The sequence below is a fragment of the Comamonas sp. F1-6 genome (assembly GCF_039581415.1).
GTDB classification, from domain to species: Bacteria; Pseudomonadota; Gammaproteobacteria; order Burkholderiales; family Burkholderiaceae_C; genus Comamonas; species Comamonas thiooxydans.
In genome coordinates this window covers 1-19,210 of the sequence record NZ_JBCPWN010000042.1, presented here as the reverse complement: position 1 = coordinate 19,210, position 19,210 = coordinate 1, and the positions used below count along the sequence as shown (strand labels likewise).

Here is a 19,210-nt window from a genome sequence, read left to right as displayed (position 1 = left end):
GGCCATGGGCCTCGCCGCGCGGCGGCACCCAGCCCACGGAGCGCTCCTGGGTCGCACCGCACTCCTCAAACACCGTCTTTTGCAGCGCATCTTCGAGCTGCTGCAGATCGCCCTGCCAGCTCTCGGCAATGCGATAAACAATCATGTTCTTGAACATCAAAAACCTTTGCTAAACCTTCAATCGTCGCCAGCTCCTGCAGCTGGATCTCGCGGAAAAAAATCGGCCGCCAATGCAGCCCATGCATGCATTGTTGCGCAGTCGCAGCCACTCAAACTTATCAAATCTTTACAGAGCGGCTGCAAAACCTCACGTCTCAGAAACATGGGGGGCCCACACTTCAGTCATCCGCTACCGAATGCCCATTCAGGAGCAAGACCAGGCGGCCACTTCTTCCACTTCAACCGAAAAGGAAACAGACATGACCCGCTTTCGCCAGACATTGACCAGCGCCGCTGTGGCAACCGCCCTGCTCGCCTCGCTGAGCCTGCCCAGCTTTGCCCAGACCACCGCTGCCGCCGAGCAGCCTGCCGCAGCCCAGAAAGCGCCAGAGCCGCACAAGCACCAGCGTGGTGACAAGCGCGGCGACCGCATGGAGCATATGAAGCAGCGCATGGAAAAACTCAAGGCCGATCTGAAGCTGACGCCTGCGCAGCAAACTGCCTGGACCACCTACACCCAGGCCATGAAGCCCGGTGAACGCCCAGCCCCCGGCGACCGCGAAGCCTTTGCCAAGCTGACCACGCCCGAGCGCATCGACAAGATGCGTGAAATGCGCGGCAAGCGCATGGCCGAAATGGACCGCCGTGCCGAAGCCACCAAGGCCTTCTACGCCCAGCTCAATGCCGAGCAGAAAAAGACCTTCGATGCGGCCACCCTGCACATGCATCACCAGCGCGGTGAGCACCATCACGGCCATCATGGCGGCAAACCCGGCCAGGAACGTCCCGCAGCTCCAGCCCCTGCGGCAAAGTAAGCCGAGTTCAATCGCCTTCTCCATAAAAGCCCTCGGTCGTCATGACCGGGGGCTTTTTTCATTTCGATATCAATTGGCTGACTACCAACGCAAGCGCTTGCCGACAGAACATTTATTCACAAGCTTCTAAATTCATATCCACAGAGGGAGCGAAATCCAGGCATGACCCAAGCATTGATGTCGCGACCAGATTCAAAACATTTAGATGGCAATTGACATGAAAAAACTGCAATTGGCAACGAATCTCGTAATCCCGATGCTGATCAGCCTGGGCAGCCCCATGCTTCATGCACAGCCTGTTCAAGCATCGACGACCGGCCTCTATCTGCAATACGGCTCGGCGGAGCACAGCACCGACAGCTGGACAGGCGGCGTCATCCTCCCCTGGAACTGGAGCTACGCCCTTGGCTCGGGTCGGATGACGGGTTACTGGGATCTCTCTGTCAGCCGCTGGTCGGCCGACTATCAGGGCGGCAATCGTTCAACCTGGGTTCTGGGAGCACAACCCACATTGCGCTGGCGTCCCTCTCAAGGCCAGTCTCCCTGGTTCCTGCAAGCCGGCCTGGGCGTGAGCTATGCCATCAACCACCGCTTCATCACCGATCACAAGGAATTTTCGACCCGCTACAACTTTGCCAGCCATATAGGCATCGGCTACCTGTTTGGCGAGCAACTGAAAAACGAGATCAGCCTGCGCTTCGAGCACCAGTCCAATGCAGGCATCAAGCGCCCCAATCCGGGAGAGAACTTTCTTCAGCTGCGATACGCACGCCACTTCTGAATTCCCGGGGCAGCGCTATCCGGGTTGACCTGGCCGCCCAACGGGCGGCTTTTTTCATGCTTTGCAGCGGCTGCACGACCTGTGAATAAACATGGTGATAAAAGCCATGGAAATTTTCTTTTTTCCACAGCCAGGCTGGCTTCTGGAAAGTTGTTCCCAAATCAATGACATCGGCAGCCCATGTAAGGGCACAGACTTTGGAAAAGTATAAGTTATTGATTTTAAATGAACTTAATTACTTATCAACAATTAAGTGGACTACTTACTATTACTACTAAGTAAAAAGATAAAACTAGAAATAACAACTTTGGCCGAAGTGTACACAGCAATCGGAGATGGTCTGAATAAAAAAAGAGGCTGATCAGATCCGCTTCAAGAAGTTCTTGCTACATCACACCCTTGACATCCGATGTGCTCAAGCATGTCTTCATCAGTTGTTCACTATAAAAATAATAGCTAACAGCGTATATATATCAACGTATAAAGAGCATTTATTGCCAATCAACAGAAAAATGGATTTCTGTGGATAAGAAGATATCAACTTTCATGTTTTCCACAAAAATATGGAAGAAGGCCAAGTTGTTCATGAATCGAGGACAGCAGCAACCGTCATTTGTCTCCATGTTTGTCATTACGCAAGATGCTTGATTTGCCTTGAGTTTTTAAAGTTATCAACAGCAGATGCCAAGTCTTACTACTACGACTATATTTTTATAAAACTTCTAAAGAACAACTGAAGGCAAAGTCGCAGGCAAGAGCCCGGGCCATGCAAAACTGCAGCTGATCAGGCGCTCCAATCCCTTTGATTCAGAGGGAAGTTCAGAAAAAAAGGGCTTTGGGAAAATTGACGCGCCAGATCTCGAAAAATTGGCGTAAGATGCGCCTCCTCAATGACCGGAGGTGGGGATAAATTCCCATTGAAGAGTCTTTGAAGCGACTGTTATCCACAGAATGTTATGAACAGCTGGGGGAAACTGGCCAGAAGTGCGTGCAATCGATATCAGCCATGATTGCGCCCTACTCATTCAAAAAAATTCAATGATCTATAGATCGTTGTTTTTAAAGAACTTTTCGCTTGTCGGTGGAGCAAGACCCGGACCAGATATGGCAAGCACTGGGAAAGTGCGGCACCCGCCAATACCGACAGGTCTGAAATCCGGAGTTGCTCAACAACCATGGGGTCTGCAGCGCACCTGCCCGGCTGCGCCGCTTCGGGCAAGACCTTGCGGGTTGCCAGTCCTGCAAGACGGATGCCGTCTCGCATTGCCCGGCAACTGTTAGAAAAATTACAACTGCGCGGAGTGCGCCGGGACTGAGTGAACGTGCGCAGGAAGGGCGCTGCAGCAGTGCAGAAAAGAGCCATGCTGCTAAGGCCTGGAGCGCTGAAAACCTGCCTCAGGAATGGCGCAAAAGAGCAGCGAAACGGCCTTGGATCAGCAGTGTGAAAGGCGCGCTTCACTCAGGACTTCAAGGCATTGAAACAGGGCGCCGTTGCAGCGTGAAGGGCGGCAGGCCCTTGATGAGCAATTGGCCGTAGCTGGTGCCCGTCAGGCGGCGGTCATAGCAGTACACATGGGCCTGGTCTTCCTCGGTCCGGATGGCACGGCCTACCCACTGGGCCAGGCGAATGGCCGTGGCCGGCACCACCAGCTCGTTGAAGGGGTTGCGGCCGCTGCTGCGCAGCCATTCGGCTCTTGCCTCGCCAACAGGGTCATCGGGCGGAGCAAAGGGCAGCTTGGTGATGAACAGGGACTCGCAGAGCGCTCCGGGCAGGTCCAGTCCTTCGCCAAAGGACTGCATGCCGAAGATGATGGAGGGCTCGCCCATCGCCACGGCCTCACGATGGCGTGCCAGCAGAGTCTGGCGGGGCAGGGCGGTCTGCACCAGCACCTGGTTGCGCATGCTGGTGGAAAGCGCATCCACGGCCTGGCGCATCTGCTCGCGGGATGTGAACAGGACCAGTGCGCCGGCCTCTATGCGGCTCAGATCGTTCAGCAGGGCCTCGACCATCTCCTCGGTAAAGCGGGCGGCTTCGCGCGGGTCTGAGGCCGTTTCACGGGCCACCAGAGTGCCCTGGCGCGCATAGTCGAATGGGCTGGGCACTTCCAGCGTGGTGACGGAATCGTCATTGGCCAGCCCCGCTTCGCGCAGAAAGAAGTCGAAGTGGCCGCAGCTGGTCAGCGTGGCGGATGTCAGCACCGCACCGCGTACCTGCGACCACAGGTGCTGGCGCAGGGTGGAGCCGGGCTGTATGGGGCTGGCATGGGCCTTGACCACGATGAACTCGCCGTCCATCTCCAGCGTGAACCACTTGGCATGGGGCACCATCTTGCCGTCGCCATCGCTCTCGTTGTTCTGCAGCAGCAATTGCGTGGTGTTGAAAATGGCTTCCAGCCTGGGCGCCAGGGCGCCTACCTGCGCATAGACGGTGGACAGGCGCTGTGCTTCCTCGGGTTGTTCCTTGATTTCGGCACGCAGGGCCTTGGAGACGGCACGCAGCGCATCCAGAAAGCCGTCGGCATGGTGCGCAATCTGTCCCAGAGGCTCCAGAAGGGCCTCTGGCAGCATTCCGCGGGGTGCCCGTACCCTGGCTGGCCCATAGCTGTCTTTCTGCGATTTGAGAGTCTCTCCGTAGTGCTCCATGACCAGTCGCGCCAGCTCCTGCATCTGCTGGCGCAGCTGACCCGCATGCTTGGGCACGTCGGCCAGTTCCTCGACTTCGGCGACCTGGTTCACGCGCAGCGCACGGCTGGCCAGCTTGTCGATCCAGCCCAGGCGGCTCAGATCCATCTCGCCGGCAAACTGGTCCAGAGCCGTGGAGGGCAGGTGGTGGGCCTCATCGAGCACGAGCAGGCAATTGTCCAGCTCGGGCAGCAGTTTGGAGCCCAGCGAGGAAAGCAGCAAATCATGATTGGCGACAATGACTTGCGCCGCCACCAGGTCTTTGCGGCGTTCGTAATAGACGCAGTTGCCGAAGGCCGGGCAGTGCTTTCCGGTGCATGAAGAGGACTCGGCTGCCACGGGGCTCCAGGCCTCGGCCTCAGGCGGGGTCTCCAGCGAATCGCGGTCGCCGTTCCAGGCCTCCGTGGCCAGCGCATCGGCCATGGATTTGTAGAACTGCATGCGGGCCTGCAGTTCATGCTGAGGACGGCTGAACTTGGTCTGGCCCTGCTCATCGCCAAACAGATCGTCCATCTCGTCCTGTGCTTCCCCCGTGCTCGCCAGACGTTCCAGCTTGAGTTTGCAGACAAAGCGGCCACGCCCCTTGGCCAGTGCGAATTTGAATGGCTGGTCCAGCTTTTGCGCCAGGGCCGGCAAATCCTTGTTCACCAGCTGTTCCTGCAGCGCCACCGTGGCTGTGGAGATCAGCACGCGCGTGCCGCGTGACAGCGCCATGCGAATGGCCGGAATGCTGTAGGCCAGCGATTTTCCGACCCCGGTTCCGGCTTGCACGACAGCGATGGCACGACGCGGTTCTGGCTCGCCTTCATCGACTTTTCCGAGCTGGGCCTGGCTCAGCGTTTGCGCGATCTGGGCCGCCATTTTTCGCTGTCCATCACGACTGCGAAACCCCGGCATGGCCCCGACCACGGCATCAAAGGAATTCAGGGCCTCTTCAGCCCACTTTTTCTCATGCATTTCAGCGTTTTTTGAGACGCAAAGACGCTGTGCTTTGGCGTTTTATAAGTATTCGTACAGAGATATGTATCAAATAAGATTGAATTTCTTATGTGATACGGCATACAAAACAGGGGAGTTTGTATGTTCTGCGCTTGTATCTAGTGGGCGGTTTCAATGAAACTTTTCCACCACTTGTATGTGACTTGTTCATTGTAGTTGTGGATTCCGTCCATGGTAGTTACCAAGAAACTTATCCACAGAGATATCCGAGAATTGGCCTGTACATATCCTGGAGACAACCATGTATTCATGTCTGTGGATATGGTTGTTAAATTTTTATGAATAAAAAGCTTTTTCTAGATTTCGATACTGCTGAGATTTTTCGGGATCTGCATAGTTTTCAAGCACTGTGAGTAAGTTTATCCATGGCTTGTATCGCTCTTGCAGGGTATGGAGTTCTCGGTTTATCCACAGGTTCGACGGATCTGCTCATGAAGGCATGCAGGCTCTGAATTTTCCACTGATGACGGTCATGCCGCTGGTTTGTATGCCAGAGCGGTCATTTCTGTTGAAATCCGGGATGCGGAGGAGGGAGGGGCGCAATCTATCCACTGCGTGGATAACTTCAAAGCTCTACTTTTGATAGTAGATATCCATTGCTTATCAATGGATTGATCGTGTTTTCTGAGGAATTCAGAGATCAGGCGTGGCCTTGGCTTTGGTCACGATTTTTGGCTACTTTTAATACTCATGTATGAAAAAATACATGAAAAATGCCTGTTTTTTGAGCAATTGACAGATGCTGTCAATGAATTGCCTGAAAAACGGGCAATTCGTCGAGTCTGCAGGCTGATTTCCCTGTTCAACCCTGGCCCGGCTGCTCTCTGGTCGTGCTTGTACCTGTGTCCGGTCTTACCAAACCGTAATGCGTGTGTCATCCACGCAGCTGGGGGCTGTTCCTAGCATGGTGGCATCACTGCAAGTGAAGCCGCGGACCAGCTCGTCACTTGCCAGTCATGGAAAAGGGTGAACGATGAACAAAAGCCTTGTGGGACTGCCGGGAGCGGCACATTTACCAAACTGGACATGGGCAAGACTGCCGGTGGTGGCTGCGGCCATTGCCGTGGCGGGTCTGTTGGGTGGCTGTGATGCCTCCAAGGCCACCGAGGAAGCGAAGAAACCGGTTGCGCAGCTGCCCAAAGGCTTTATTCAGGTCAAGCCGGAATCCGTGAAGATGCTGGAGATCGCGCCCGTGGCCGATCCGCAAGGGGTGCAGATGGCCTGGGCTCCTGCGCACGTGGCGTTTGTCGAGGATCGTGTGGCTTCGGTTGCAGTGCCGTTATCGGCGCGTGTCGTGGCTGTCAATGCGCATGTGGGCGATATGGTCAAGGCCGGTGATTTGCTGGCGACGCTGGTCAGCCCCGATGCACTGCGCACCCGCTATGACGTGGCTGCGGCCAAGACCGCACACGACGTGGCTGTGGTGGAAGCCCAGCGCCAGCAGACCATGGTGGACAAGGGCGTGGGCGTGGAAGTCGATCTGCGTGCCGCGCAGGCCAAGCTGCGTGAAACCTCGCAGGAGCTTGGTCGTGCACAGGGCACGGCAGCGCTGCTGGGCTCCGGCGGCGGCGATCGGATCGAGCTGCGCGCACCGCGCGCCGGCATCGTGGCCGAGCGCAAGGCCGTGGTGGGTACCGCTGCCGAGCCGGGAGCGGCGCTGTTCATGATTGGCGATCCCCAGGCCATGAATGTGGTCGCAGAGGTGTTCGAGTCCGATCTGCCCGGCATTCGCCTGGGCAGTTCCGTACAGGTCGAGGTACCGCAGCTGCCCAAGCCGATCAAGGGCACGGTCCGTCATCTGGGGGCTACGCTGGACAAGGAATCGCGCCGCGCTGCCGTGGTGGTGGAGCTGAGCGAACAGAACCCGGTGCTGCGTCCCGGCATGCAGGCCAAGGTGGGCGTGCAGTTGTCGAATCTGCAGGAGATGCTGATTCCCGTCACTGCCGTGCTCATCAAGGATGAGAGCCGCAGCGTGGTCTATGTGCAGCATGAGAACAACCAGTTCGAGGCACGCGTGGTGACGCTGGGGCGTCCATCGCGCGGCATGGTGCCGGTGATCAGCGGCCTCAAGGTCGGTGAGAAGATCGTGGTGCGTGGTGGCCTGCTGCTCGACGGCGCGGCCAGTCAGCTGCTGTAGTCCCGGCAGGAGTCTGAACCATGCTGCGTTCATTTATTGCATTTGTCGTCCATCGCCGGCTGCTGGCGCTGTGTGCCACGCTGGCGATTGCCATCTATGGCGTCTACGCCTATCTGCAGACGGCCATCGAAGCCTATCCTGACGTGACCAATGTGCAGGTCGGCGTGATCACCCAGGCACCGGGGCTGGCTCCTGAAGAAGTGGAGCGCCAGATCACCCAGCCGCTGGAGCGTGAGCTCAACGGTACGCCGGGTCTGATATCGCTGCGCTCGGAGAGCTATTTCGGCCTCTCCATGATCAATCTGGTCTTCAACGACGACGCGAAAAGTTTCACCGCGCGCGCCGAGGTTTCGCAGCGTCTGCCGCAGGCGGATCTGCCCAACGGCGTGACGCCTGAAATGGCGCCTGACTACACGCCGCTGGGCAAGATTTTCTACTATCGCCTGCAAAGCGACAGGCACACCCTGGCGCAGCTGCGCACCGAGCAGGAATGGCATGTGGTGCGCGTGCTCAAGCAGGTGCAGGGCGTGGCCGACGTGGTGAGCATTGGCGGCTTCGTCAAGGAGTTCCACGTTGAAGTGGACCCCGAGAAGCTTTACAGCCTGGGCCTGTCTCTGGACGATGTGAGCGATGCTCTGTCCAAGTCCAACCGCAACGTCGGCGGTGGTCTGATGCGCCGCGGCGAACAGTCCTTCATCATTCGCGGTATCGGCCTGTTGCGCAATCCGCAGGAGATTCAGGACGTGGTCGTTGCCATGCGTGGCAAGGCTCCCGTGACCATCGGTGACGTGGCGCGTGTCGCGCAGTCGCATACGCCGCGTCAGGGCTCGGTGGGCATGGACGACCAGAACGATGTGGTGCAGGGCATTGTGCTGCTCAAGCGCGGCGCCAACCCTTCCATCGTGCTCGATGACATTCATGCCAAGGTCGATGAGCTCAACAGTGGCGGCCTGCCTGAAGGCATGCACATGGTCACGAACTATGACCGCTCAGATCTGGTGGGCCATACGCTCAAGACCGTGCAGCACAACCTGCTGTTCGGGGCCACGCTGATCGTGGCCGTGCTGTGGCTGTTCCTGCGCAGCCTGCGTGGCTCGCTGATCGTGGCCACCGTGATTCCGCTGTCGCTGTTGGTGGCCTTCATCGGCCTGCACTGGCTGGGCATGCCCGCCAATCTGATCTCCATGGGAGCCATCGACTTCGGCATCATGGTGGACGGTGCCGTGGTGCTGGCCGAGAACATCATCCGCAATGCACGCCAGCGAAAGCCGCAGACGGCGAACGACATGCGCCACATCATTGTGGATTCGGCCGTTGCCGTGGCCAAGCCCACGCTGTTCGCCATGGCCATCGTGATTGCGGCGCTGATTCCCGTGTTCTCGCTGCAGAGCATCGAAGGCCGCATCTTCCGCCCGCTGGCCATGACCTACAGCTTTGCCCTGCTGGGCGCGCTGGTGTTTGCCATGGGGCTGGTGCCTGCGCTGTGCGCCCTGATGCTCAAGCCCAAGCATGTGATGGTGGAAGAGCCCAAGATCTTCGACCGCGCGCATCATGGCTACCAGCACTGGATCGCCAAGGTGCTGGGCGCCGCCAAGCGCCGCACGGCCGTGATTGCCGTGTTCGTGAGCGTGCTGGTGGTGGCCGGGGTTTCAGCCAAATGGCTGGGCACCGAGTTCCTGCCCGAGCTCGATGAGGGCGATGCCTATGTGCTGGTGCAGATGCCTGCCTCCATCTCGCTGGAAAAAGGCCAGGAAGTGCTGCGCGATGTGCGTCTGCGTCTCAAGGTCTTCCCCGAGGTGATCACCGTCACCACGGAGCAGGGTCGCCCCGAATCGGGAACCGACAACGAGACGCTCAATCTGGCCAAGGTGCTGGTGCGCCTCAAGCCCCATGGCGATTGGCGCAAGGGCTTGACCAAGCCCGCGCTGATCGAGGAAATGCGTGCGACGCTGGGTGAAATTCCCGGCGTGGCCTTCAACTTTGCACAGCCCATTCGCGACAGCGTGGAAGAGTCCACATCGGGTGCGCGCGGCCAGGTGGTACTCAAGCTGTTCGGCCCCGATATTCCCACCCTGCGCGGCATTCTTCAGCAGACCAAGTCGCTGGTGAAAGGCATCGACGGAGTGGTTGACCTGGATCTGTATCGCGATGCTCCGGCACCGCAGGTGCATGTGCAGTTCGATCGCCAGGCGCTGGCGCGCCAGGGCATCGCCATGGAAGACGCGCAAAAGACGCTGGAAGTGGCCCTGGCAGGCAATGTGGCCACCACTCTGTGGGAGGGTGAATTCCCCGTACCGGTGCGCGTGCGTCTGCCCTATGTGGACCGCATGGACGAGGAGCGCATTCGCAACATCGCCATACCGCTGCCCGATGGTGGTTCGGTCCCCCTGGGATCGGTAGGTACGGTCAGCATGAAGATCGGCAACTCCTCCATCTTCCGCGAAGGCAATGCGCGTTACATGGCGCTCAAGTTCAACGTGGAAGGCCGCGATATCGGCTCGGTAGTGAAGGACACGCTGGCCACCTTCAAGCAGAACGTGAAGCTGCCCGAAGGCTACCAGGCCGTCTGGGGCGGCGAGTGGGAGAACCAGCAGCGTGCGGCTGCACGCCTGAAGGTGGTGGTGCCGCTGTCTCTGGTCATCGTCTATGCCCTGTTGTTCGGTGCGCTGGGCCAGGCCCGCAGCGCCGGCATCATCCTGCTGTGCGCGCCGTTCGCCATGGTGGGCGGCATCGCAGCCTTGCATCTGGCACACATCGAGCTGTCCATCAGCGCGGCCATCGGCTTTATCGCCTTGCTGGGTCAGGTGGCTCTGGCGGGCTTGCTGGTGGTCTCTGCGGTCGAGGATTTGCGTCGCCAGGGCATGCCCTTGATGCAGGCGCTGATCGAAGGTGCAGCCGAGCGCATGCGCTCCATCATTTTGGTGGCTTTGCTGGCGCTGCTGGGCCTGCTGCCCATGGCTCTGTCTACCGGCGTGGGTAGCGAAACCCAGCGCCCCTTTGCCTCGGTCATCGTTGGCGGCATGGTAGTGCTGCCACTGGTGGCGCTGGTGCTGCTGCCCGTGCTGTATGCCTTGCTGGGCCCCAAGAACATGTTGACGCAGGAAGAACGTGATGAAAGCGCTCAAGATGAATAAGTGGCACTCTCTGGCCATGGCTGCGGCACTGTGCTGCGGCGCTTTCAGCGGCACAGGCCATGCTGCCGAGGCTATGGATGCAGCCGCACAGAGCAATGCTGCAGCGGGCCGTCTGGCGGCCCCTGCACAGCCTGTGACCCTGCAGGAATATCTGCGCATCGTCGTGCAGAACCAGCCCAATCTGGCGGCAGATCGCATGCAGCTGGATCTGGCAAAGGCAGACAGCAAAACGGCTGCCACCATACCCAATCCCGCCATGCACTACTCCAGCAAGCGCGGAGAAAAGGAATGGGGTGTGGAGCAGGCCATCCCCATCTTCGGCCAGCGCGGCATGCGCATCGAGAACGCCAGGCTGGGCGAGAAGGCCGCCGCGGCCAATGCCGATGTCGCAGTCGCCGTCACCATGAGCGATGCAGCCCATGCCTTCAATGAGCTGCTGGTGGCCCAGCAGCGCTATCAGGTGTGGTTGGCTGCCCGTGATGAGCTGGAGAAGGCCGGCAACATCGTCAAGGGCCAGATCGAAGCAGGCACGCGCAGCCGCTATGACGGCGCGCGCCTTAACCTGCAACAGGCCCAGATGAGCATGCAGGTCAGCAAGGCTCAGGCCGCCTTGCGGGATGCCGCATCACGCGTGGCCAGCATTGCGGCCTTGCCGCAATGGCAAGTACGTGTGGAAGGCAGCCTGCAGGCCACTGACATTCGCAAGGCAGCCAGCTACGAGCAGCTGTGGAACCAGGCGCAGACCCAGTTGCCGAGTCTGCGTGCCGCGCAGGCCGAGCTCGACAGGTCGCGCCAGAAAATCAAGCTGGAGCAGCGTGAAGCATTGCCCACGCCATCCTTTGGTCTGGCCCGCATTCGCAACAGCGTGGATGGCAGTTTCAACCAGGTGGGCGTGAGCGTGGAGATCCCGCTTTTCGACCGCCGTCAAGGCCCCATCGAGCGCGCCAAGGTCGAGGCCGATCAGGCCGAGCTGCGCCGCGATGCGGCTGTGCTTGCCGCCCAGTCCGAGCTGCAGCGCGCCTTGCAGCAGCTGTCGCTGCGCCGAACGGCCGTGCGCGACTACGAGAAGGAAGGGCTGGCGCAGATTGCGCCGCTGCACCAGATGGCACAAGACGCCTACAAGCTGGGCAAGGGCACGATCCTGGAGCTGATCGATGCACTGGGCTCGATCACCGAGCACAGGCTGGAGCATCTGGAGCTGGTCAAGGACATGTTGGATGCGGAGTGGGAAGTGCGTCTGGCCAGCGGCGATCTGCCACAGGTGCAGCCTTGAGCGAGGCGAGGGAGATGGCACAAACCCCTGTACCACCTCCTGATGCTGCTGCATCGCCGGCTGCGAAGGTGGAGGCAACGGCTTATAGTGTCTGTCCACCAACGGCCAGAGACAGACTCAGCATGTACCGCTACCTCATCATCGAAGACGATGCGCTCAACGCGCGTTACATCGCTGAAGGGTTGCGCCAGCAAGGCGCGCATGTCAGCGTCTGCGGTGACGGCGTGCAAGGCATTGCACAGGCCGTTGGCGAGAACTGGGATGTCATCATCCTCGACCGCATGTTGCCCAATGGCTTTGACGGGCTGCAGATTCTGCAGACACTGCGCTCCATGGGAAAACAGACGCCGGTGCTGGTGCTCAGTGCCTTGTCTGCCACCGACGAGAGAGTGCGCGGGCTCAAGGCCGGCTGCGATGACTATCTGACCAAGCCCTTTGCATTTTCCGAGCTATCGGCAAGGCTCGAAGCCCTGGTGCGCCGCGCCCAGATCCCGGCTCCCACGCGCGAGATGCAGGTGGCCGATCTGCGCGTCAACCTGATTTCGCGCAGCGCAGAGCGCGCCGGCCAGCCGCTGTCGCTGCAGCCACGCGAGTTCCGTCTGCTGGCGTTTCTCATGCAGCACGCGCACCAGATCGTCACGCGCACCATGCTGCTGGAGTCGGTCTGGGATTACCGCTTCGATCCGCAGACCAATGTGATCGACGTGCACATCAGCCGCCTGCGCAGCAAGGTGGACAAAGGCTTTGCCACGCCTCTCATTCATACCGTGCGCGGTGTGGGATACAGCCTTTCAGACCAGCCGCAAGACCTGCCCGAGGTGGTCTGATGATGCGCTCCAGACCCTGGAGTTCGCTGGCCTTCAGGCTGGCACTCAGCTATGGCGGCCTCCTGGTTCTGACCATGGCCATTGTGCTGGCCGTCTTCTATGTGCAGACTGTGGGCGTGGTGCGGGTGAGGCTCGACAAGCAGGCCGAAAACCATGTGCGCAGACTGACCGAGCACTCAGCCAAATACGGCCCCGGAGCGCTGGAAAGCGAGATATTGCAGACCATTCGTGACGGTGTGAATACCGACACGGAAATCCTCATTCTCATGAACCCGCAGGGCGAGACCATTGTCAGCAATGCCGAGGTCTATCCTCCGCGCAAGCTCAGCATCATGGGCGTGCGCGAGCTGACCGTGAAGCGCAACGGGCGGCTGATGGTGGGCCGGGTTGCCGTGGTCGAAATGCCCAATGGCAATCTGCTGGCCGTAGGCAGCGACATGCAGCTGCAGCGCGACATGGAGGAGCTGTTCGGTCAGGCCAGCTTGCTGGCGGCCGTTGCGGCCTGCATCATGGCCCTGATAGGTGCCATGGTCTTCAGGCGTGTGGTGGATGAGCGCGCGGCAGCCATTCGCAACACCATGTCGCGCGTTGCGGCGGGCGATTTGCGACAGCGCATTCCGGTCGATCAGCGCGGCGATGAATTCACGCTGCTCAACCGCGATATCAACGCCATGCTCGATCGGCTCGAGCAGTTGATGGAAGGCATACGTCATGTCTCCAACAGCATTGCGCACAACCTCAGAACGCCGCTGACGCGCATCCTGCTGCGCCTGCGCAACGCACAGCAGGCCAGCCCCGAAATGCAGTCCGCCACGCTGGCGCTGGTGGCCGAAGAAGTCGCTGAACTCGGTGTGGTGTTCGAGAAGCTTTTGCAGATTGCCGAAGTGGAAAGCGGAGCCAGCCGCAAGAGCTTTGCGCCGGTTGATCTGCAGGCCTTGCTGGTCGATGTGGTGGACTTCTACGAGCCGCTGGTGGAAGACGCCGGCGGCATTCTCAGGCTGGATGTGCAGCAAGGTGTGCAGGCCCTGGGCGATGGTGACTTGTTGGCCAGCGCCGTCTCCAATCTTGTCGATAACGCTATCAAATACGGAGCATCATCCGATGATGTTCATGGCGCTGACGTGCTGCTGCGTGCGGCCCCGGCGCAGGAGCAGGGCAGCGATGGCGCATGGGGGGTGGAGATCACCGTGCAGGACCAGGGACCGGGCGCAGATCCTCAGACTCTGGAGAAAATGACCACCCGTTTCTATCGCGCAGAATCGGATCGCCCAGGCTACGGACTGGGCCTGGCCAGCGTGCTGGCCATTGTCCAGCTGCATGGCGGCAAGCTCAGTTTTCACAACGCCAATCCGGGCATGGTGGCGCGCATCTGGCTGCCTGCCGTGGCCGATGTCTGAAGCGCTGCCCAGAAGCTTTCAGATCTGCGAAAGCGCCTTGTTGCCGTAGGCACAGAACCCAGGTTTTGGCCCCTTCTTGGGATGCAATCTGCAGGTCTCCGGGCGCTTTTCATAGACTGTGCAACGGCGCGTGTTCTTGTCCAGAAAGTTGCAGTCTCCGCCTGCCCGGCGGGCCATGGTGAAGATCTCGTGCTTGGGGTTGAAGTGGTCGATCAGGCGCATCTTCAGCAGCCGCTTGGCGATCAGCTTGGGCTCGATGTTTTCGACCTCGAACGGGTCCACCAGCTCCAGGCGCACCAGATCAGGCAGGCGTACCTCCAGCGGCATGGTGCAGCAATTGGCTGCGCAGCTGTCGCACATGCCGGCCTTGTACTTGCTCCAGGTTTCCAGGCGGTCGACGTCAACAATGCGGATGGAGGATTTCATTTCGGGTGGGGCACTTCTGGGAGAAGCGCGATGCTGCCATGAGATGTCGATGTCTGCCTTGCGTCATTGCTATGAGCAGACCCGGCTCATGGGATTGAGCCGGCTGCGCAGCAGCCTACACTGCACAGGCATATCACCATTCACGGGAGAACGATTTTGGCAAGCCAAACCACGCTTTACTACGCAGCTGGCACCTGCGCGCAGGCCGTACTGATTGCGCTTTATGAGGCCGATGCCCAGTTCACGCTCAAGACGCTGAGCTTTGCCGACAACGAGCAGCGCAGCCCCGAATACCTGAGCATCAACCCCAAGGGCAGAGTGCCCGCGCTGGCCACGGAACGCGGCGTGCTGACCGAGACTCCGGCGCTGCTGCTGTATGTGGCGCAGACCCATCCGCAGGCAAGGCTGGCGCCGCTGGATGACCCTTTTGCGCTGGCGCAGATGCAGGAATTCAATGCCTATCTGGCATCGACCGCGCACATCGCCCACGCCCACCGTCCGCGCGCCTCGCGCTGGGCCGACGACGAGGCCGCCCAGGCCGCCATGCGCGCCAAGGTGCCGCAGAACATGCGTGATTGCTTTGCCGTGATCGAGCAGCACTATCTGGGCGACAAGACCTGGGTGATGGGCGAGCAATTCACCGTGGCCGACGGCTATCTCTACACCGTGGCGGGCTGGCTCAAGGGCGACGGCGTGGACATCGCCGAATTCCCGCGCGTGGCAGCCCATTTCGAGCGCGTGAAGGCCAGGGCTTCGGTGCAGAGGCTGGGCTGATTGCTCAGCAGCTTATAGGGTGATCATATCGGCTGATAGCCAGGTTCAACGCCAAAGAGGCCCCAACTCAGTGGGTAACATGGCGAAGCTGGGGAAAGGCATCCGGGCATTTACCAACTGGCATTGCTTGCGCGCTTCCGTATGGCGCACCATAGGGAAGCGGGTGCAGCATCATGTCCATACGGCCCTCTGGCTGCTTCACCAACCTCATCAAGCGAGCTGCGTCGGCGCGATCTGTTCAGCATTGTGAGTACACCGGCGGTACGCTGCGCAAGTGTCGAGAGCTGGACTCCCCGGTGCACTCGGTCACAAACAATCTCCTTAAGACGCATAGCTACTTCTGCAGTAAGTCCTCCAGAAATTCCGACTCTGGCTTCACCGCTGAAACATGCAGTTGGTCGCGGGCACGGGTGCAAGCCACATACAGCAACTGGCGCTCGGTGTTGTAGATTTCGGTCAATTCGGCCTCGTCGGCTGCACTGTCAATCCGCATCTGTGAAGGAGTGATTTCATCATCGCAGGCCATCACTGCCACCACGCGGAACTCCATGCCCTTGGCCAAGTGCATGGTGGTGATGCTGACGAAGCCCTCTTCCGTCGCCATGTCTTTGCCAAGTACGCGCCCCTGCAGATCAGCGGCATTCACAGCCGCCTGTGCGCGAGACAATTCATGTTCGGACCGGACGAAGACGCCAATTTCCTGCGGCTGTACGCCACTGCTGTTGCATTGCTTCAACCATGCGCCGACGGCTTGGCTTTCCGTCTCGGCATCGGTATAGCTGCAGATGGTTGGCTCCGGCCCATTGAACACGGAAATCGTGCCCTTGCGGCTCTCAATATTTCCATCCACATCGGATACCTCGGGGCCGAGCAGACGGTCGGCCTGAGAGCGTATCTGGTGCGAGGTACGGTAATTGATATTGAGCGTACGCGAACGACCACGCACTTCCACCCCCAGTGATTTCCACGAGAACGGCGTCTGGAAGATGCGTTGGCCAAGATCACCGGCGAAGAACAAAGCATTGGCGCGGTTACCAGCAATCGCTGCGAGGAAGCGCAATTGTTGCACGCTGATGTCCTGCGCTTCATCCACCACGATGTAATCGAATACCGGATGCTTACGCTTGGACATGACTTCGGCAAGCCTGGCGAACATTTCAGCGGTAGTGATCTTGCCAGCCTGCTTCAATTGTGCCTTTACTTGGGCAAATGCCTGCCAATACAAGGCGCGCTGCGCCTCGGGTAGGCGCGTCTTTCGACCCAGCCGCTTGGCATCCCGGTAATTCTCCCAGTCATCGACCTGCCAGGTGTCTGCCACGTCCTCCCATTCGGAGAGCAGGAATGCAGTGTTGGCTTTCAGGCCATCGATTTGCACGGCGGCAGCCTTCAGCAGGGTGGAAATTTCATCCCGGCTAGCGAATACCGGCTTGCCAAATTCCGCTGAATACAGGCGAATGCCGATAGCCTCCATTGCGGCTACGTCGATACGTTCGCCGAGCTTTGGAGTGTTCCAGATAAGTCGGTACAGATTGCCGCGCAACGCGTTAGCCAGCGTATCGGAAAACGTGGAAAGCAGAACGCGTGCGTCTTCATCTTTATGTGCCAGATTCACAGCGCGGTGCAAAGCCGCTACAGTTTTTCCCGTGCCCGCCGAGCCGGACACGCGTGCCGCACCGTTGTAATTCCGTTCGACGAGTTGCCGCTGTGCCGGATGTAGGAACACTGTCCATTTGTCCCATGGATACTCCAGAGCGCGGGCCAGCTCGTCCATATCGGACATGACGCGGAAGCGGCGTTGTGCGTCAGGATGCTGGAATGGATCAGCGCCCTTGTCCGCCACTTGTGGCAACGTCGGCTTACCACCCGTCGCCAGTTCGAGCAGGGCTTCGGCCGCTTCGCCGGGCAGGTGGTCGGCCAATTCCAGCAGCGAATCCTCATCCGCAGCCTTTACATCGGCCAGCCATTCTTGCGGCACGCCATAGGCCAACAGTTGTGCGTCGTCGTATCTTGCGAAGAATTTCGGTTTCTTCTGCGTGGCCGGCGTGCTTTCTTCGACGTACTTTGGAACGAGGACTTCTTCAACACGCTCGCGAATTTCGACGAGTTGTGCTGCGCCGGTGGTCGGATGCACTTCAAGCTTGCGTCGCTCGGCCCATTGATAGGCCCTGTCGTGATGATCGACATAGCACAGCAGCAGGCTACCCACAGTCTTGTGGACGATCACGCGGATATCGCGGCTGACGCGTATCGACCAGAAATTCGGGTCTTTGGCCCTGTCGAGCTTGTGAAAGCTCATTCCCTTGCCGCTCGGATCAACCTGCAAATCGAACGCGGTGGTCTTGACGGCCTTTTGCTCATCGCCGGTCAGGCGGGCGAGGCTGGTAGTAAACGTATCGGCGATCCGGAATTCCATCAGTTCACCTTAAATACCTTCATCACCTCATCGCCGAGGTGATTGATGACCTTTACCGCAAACCGGCCGTTGCTCGGTTTTGGGAAAGGGCGCGAGGTGTCGGAGTTGAGCGTCGCCCAAGCGTCGGGGTCGACTTCAGCTTTGAGGGTAGTCTTCAGAGCCTTGTACGGGTCGTTCGCTCCGAGGAAGTAGGCATGGCGGACGAAGAAGGACTCCTCGTTGTAGTCAGTGTCCAAAAACCAGCAGGCGATGCCGTCCGCACCGTCGCTGCGTACTTCGCCCGTGCTGGGGTGGAACACGTCCACGCCGTTGATCTTGACCATCAGTTGCCCGTCGGCAGGCACGTCGATGACATCGCGCTTGCCGTCGTATCGGCGGATGCTGCGGCCTTTCGTGTCCAGCACATCCACATCCGGCTCGCCGAAGATCACGAACAGGTTGCCCTTGCCAGTGTTCTTCAAGTCCTCGGCCATGTGCAGGTCGGCGTTCATACGCGCCTTGAGTACGTTGATACGGCCCAGCTTGCTGAATTCGGTGGCCGGCGCGTCATAGTTGAAAGCGCAGGCGATGAGCACATCGAAGTTGGCATCGCCGGCTTCGCGGGCTGCATCGACCAGGTCCGCGCGGGTGACGGTGCCGAATTCCGGGCCGACCAGGATGCCAGCACGCTTTACCTGCCCATTTTCCAGATAGCAACCTTCGGCGCAGACCAGCTCCCCCGGCCACGGTTCCAGTGAGATGAACTCGATCTTGTCGGCCTTGTGCGCCTGCTGAACACCGGCGGTGCGCAGGTTGGCCAGGATCAAACTGGTGAAGTCTTGGCCGTATTCAGCTTGGGTCTCGGCCACATGGTCAATCAGGTTGTCTTCCTCGTCCACGCCCAGAACGCGGTGCGGCGACAGTGATTCCACGGTGAAAGGGCCGGCCACGCGCACACGCTTTTTGTCCTCGTACGGTTTGTCGTAGAGGAATTCGAACTCAGCTTTGGCAGCAATGGATGCGTCGATTTCCTGTTGCCGGGCGATACGGTGCTGCCACCAGTCGGTGTGCAGCTTCTTCGCGGCAGCACTCCACTTGGCATCAGCTTCCCGCGGGATTTTCCATTCCTGCCACTGCTTGCCGAGCGACTTATTCAAGGCTTCACGCAACGGCTCTAGCACTGTCTGGAACTTGTCCCAGATGACGTCGATTTCGGCGTTGTTGGCGATGGACTTGAGGGTAATGTGCGGTACGCGCTCATACACGAAGCCGTGGACGATGTTGCCATAGGTGACGTGGCTGGAAGGTGCACTGCGGGTGACTTCGGCTTCTTTCTGCTGGCCTTCGCGGGAATCGGCGAGCAGGTAGAACGGGTAGCGCGCGCCCATGATGCGTGCACGGGCTAACGCCAGTG

12 protein-coding genes and 1 pseudogene are annotated in these 19,210 nt (G+C 59.4%); 8 read left to right on the top strand and 5 right to left on the bottom strand.

Going from position 1 to position 19,210, the window contains the following annotated elements:
* On the bottom strand, positions 1-157 hold a 157-nt coding region (rdgC, locus tag AAIL66_RS23805; RefSeq protein ID WP_343497920.1), incomplete at its 3' end, for a recombination-associated protein RdgC.
* A 262-nt stretch (positions 158-419) separates the two neighbouring features.
* On the opposite strand from rdgC, the gene AAIL66_RS23800 reads away from it, so the two are divergent.
* Both AAIL66_RS23800 and AAIL66_RS23795 read left to right on the top strand, forming a co-directional pair.
* Positions 420-974 carry a Spy/CpxP family protein refolding chaperone gene (locus tag AAIL66_RS23800; protein WP_034351558.1) on the top strand — a complete coding sequence of 185 codons (555 nt, stop codon included), beginning with the start codon at positions 420-422 and terminating at the stop codon, positions 972-974.
* A 217-nt stretch (positions 975-1,191) separates the two neighbouring features.
* Positions 1,192-1,755 (top strand): acyloxyacyl hydrolase, encoded by a 564-nt coding sequence (locus tag AAIL66_RS23795; protein ID WP_034351557.1) that lies wholly within the window; start codon positions 1,192-1,194, stop codon positions 1,753-1,755.
* Between the two features lie 1,467 nt (positions 1,756-3,222).
* On the opposite strand, the gene dinG is transcribed toward AAIL66_RS23795, so the two are convergent.
* On the bottom strand, positions 3,223-5,394 hold the full coding sequence (dinG, locus tag AAIL66_RS23790) for an ATP-dependent DNA helicase DinG (RefSeq protein WP_072248247.1): 2,172 nt from the start codon (positions 5,392-5,394) through the stop codon (positions 3,223-3,225).
* Between the two features lie 1,015 nt (positions 5,395-6,409).
* Here dinG and AAIL66_RS23785 point away from each other — a divergent pair.
* From AAIL66_RS23785 to AAIL66_RS23765, 5 genes are all read left to right on the top strand, one after another.
* A complete protein-coding gene (locus AAIL66_RS23785) occupies positions 6,410-7,573 on the top strand; it encodes an efflux RND transporter periplasmic adaptor subunit (RefSeq protein ID WP_034347924.1) in 1,164 nt (387 codons plus the stop codon).
* A 20-nt stretch (positions 7,574-7,593) separates the two neighbouring features.
* Positions 7,594-10,707 (top strand): CusA/CzcA family heavy metal efflux RND transporter, encoded by a 3,114-nt coding sequence (locus AAIL66_RS23780; RefSeq protein ID WP_012836546.1) that lies wholly within the window; start codon positions 7,594-7,596, stop codon positions 10,705-10,707.
* Entirely contained in the window at positions 10,685-11,980 is a 1,296-nt protein-coding gene (locus tag AAIL66_RS23775; RefSeq protein ID WP_041744392.1) for a TolC family protein, read from the top strand. Before AAIL66_RS23780 ends, AAIL66_RS23775 begins: the two co-directional genes overlap by 23 nt.
* A 122-nt stretch (positions 11,981-12,102) precedes the next feature.
* A complete protein-coding gene (locus tag AAIL66_RS23770) occupies positions 12,103-12,807 on the top strand; it encodes a response regulator transcription factor (RefSeq protein ID WP_003065317.1) in 705 nt (234 codons plus the stop codon).
* A complete protein-coding gene (locus AAIL66_RS23765; protein ID WP_034392850.1) occupies positions 12,807-14,204 on the top strand; it encodes a HAMP domain-containing sensor histidine kinase in 1,398 nt (465 codons plus the stop codon). The genes AAIL66_RS23770 and AAIL66_RS23765 overlap by 1 nt, the downstream gene beginning before the upstream one ends.
* 18 nt (positions 14,205-14,222) lie before the next feature.
* Here the strand turns inward: AAIL66_RS23765 and AAIL66_RS23760 are convergent, their stop codons facing one another.
* Entirely contained in the window at positions 14,223-14,630 is a 408-nt protein-coding gene (locus tag AAIL66_RS23760) for a YkgJ family cysteine cluster protein (RefSeq protein WP_003065319.1), read from the bottom strand.
* A gap of 156 nt (positions 14,631-14,786) precedes the next feature.
* Here AAIL66_RS23760 and AAIL66_RS23755 point away from each other — a divergent pair, with 156 nt between their 5' ends.
* On the top strand, positions 14,787-15,404 hold the full coding sequence (locus tag AAIL66_RS23755; RefSeq protein ID WP_343497919.1) for a glutathione S-transferase family protein: 618 nt from the start codon (positions 14,787-14,789) through the stop codon (positions 15,402-15,404).
* Positions 15,405-15,738: 334 nt separating this feature from the next.
* On the opposite strand, the gene AAIL66_RS23750 is transcribed toward AAIL66_RS23755, so the two are convergent.
* Positions 15,739-17,817: a 3'-5' exonuclease gene (locus AAIL66_RS23750; protein ID WP_343497918.1), complete on the bottom strand. Its 2,079-nt coding sequence runs from the start codon at positions 17,815-17,817 to the stop codon at positions 15,739-15,741.
* Positions 17,817-19,210 (bottom strand): annotated as a pseudogene (locus AAIL66_RS23745) (site-specific DNA-methyltransferase); the annotation flags it as partial. The pseudogene AAIL66_RS23745 and the gene AAIL66_RS23750, both read right to left, overlap by 1 nt.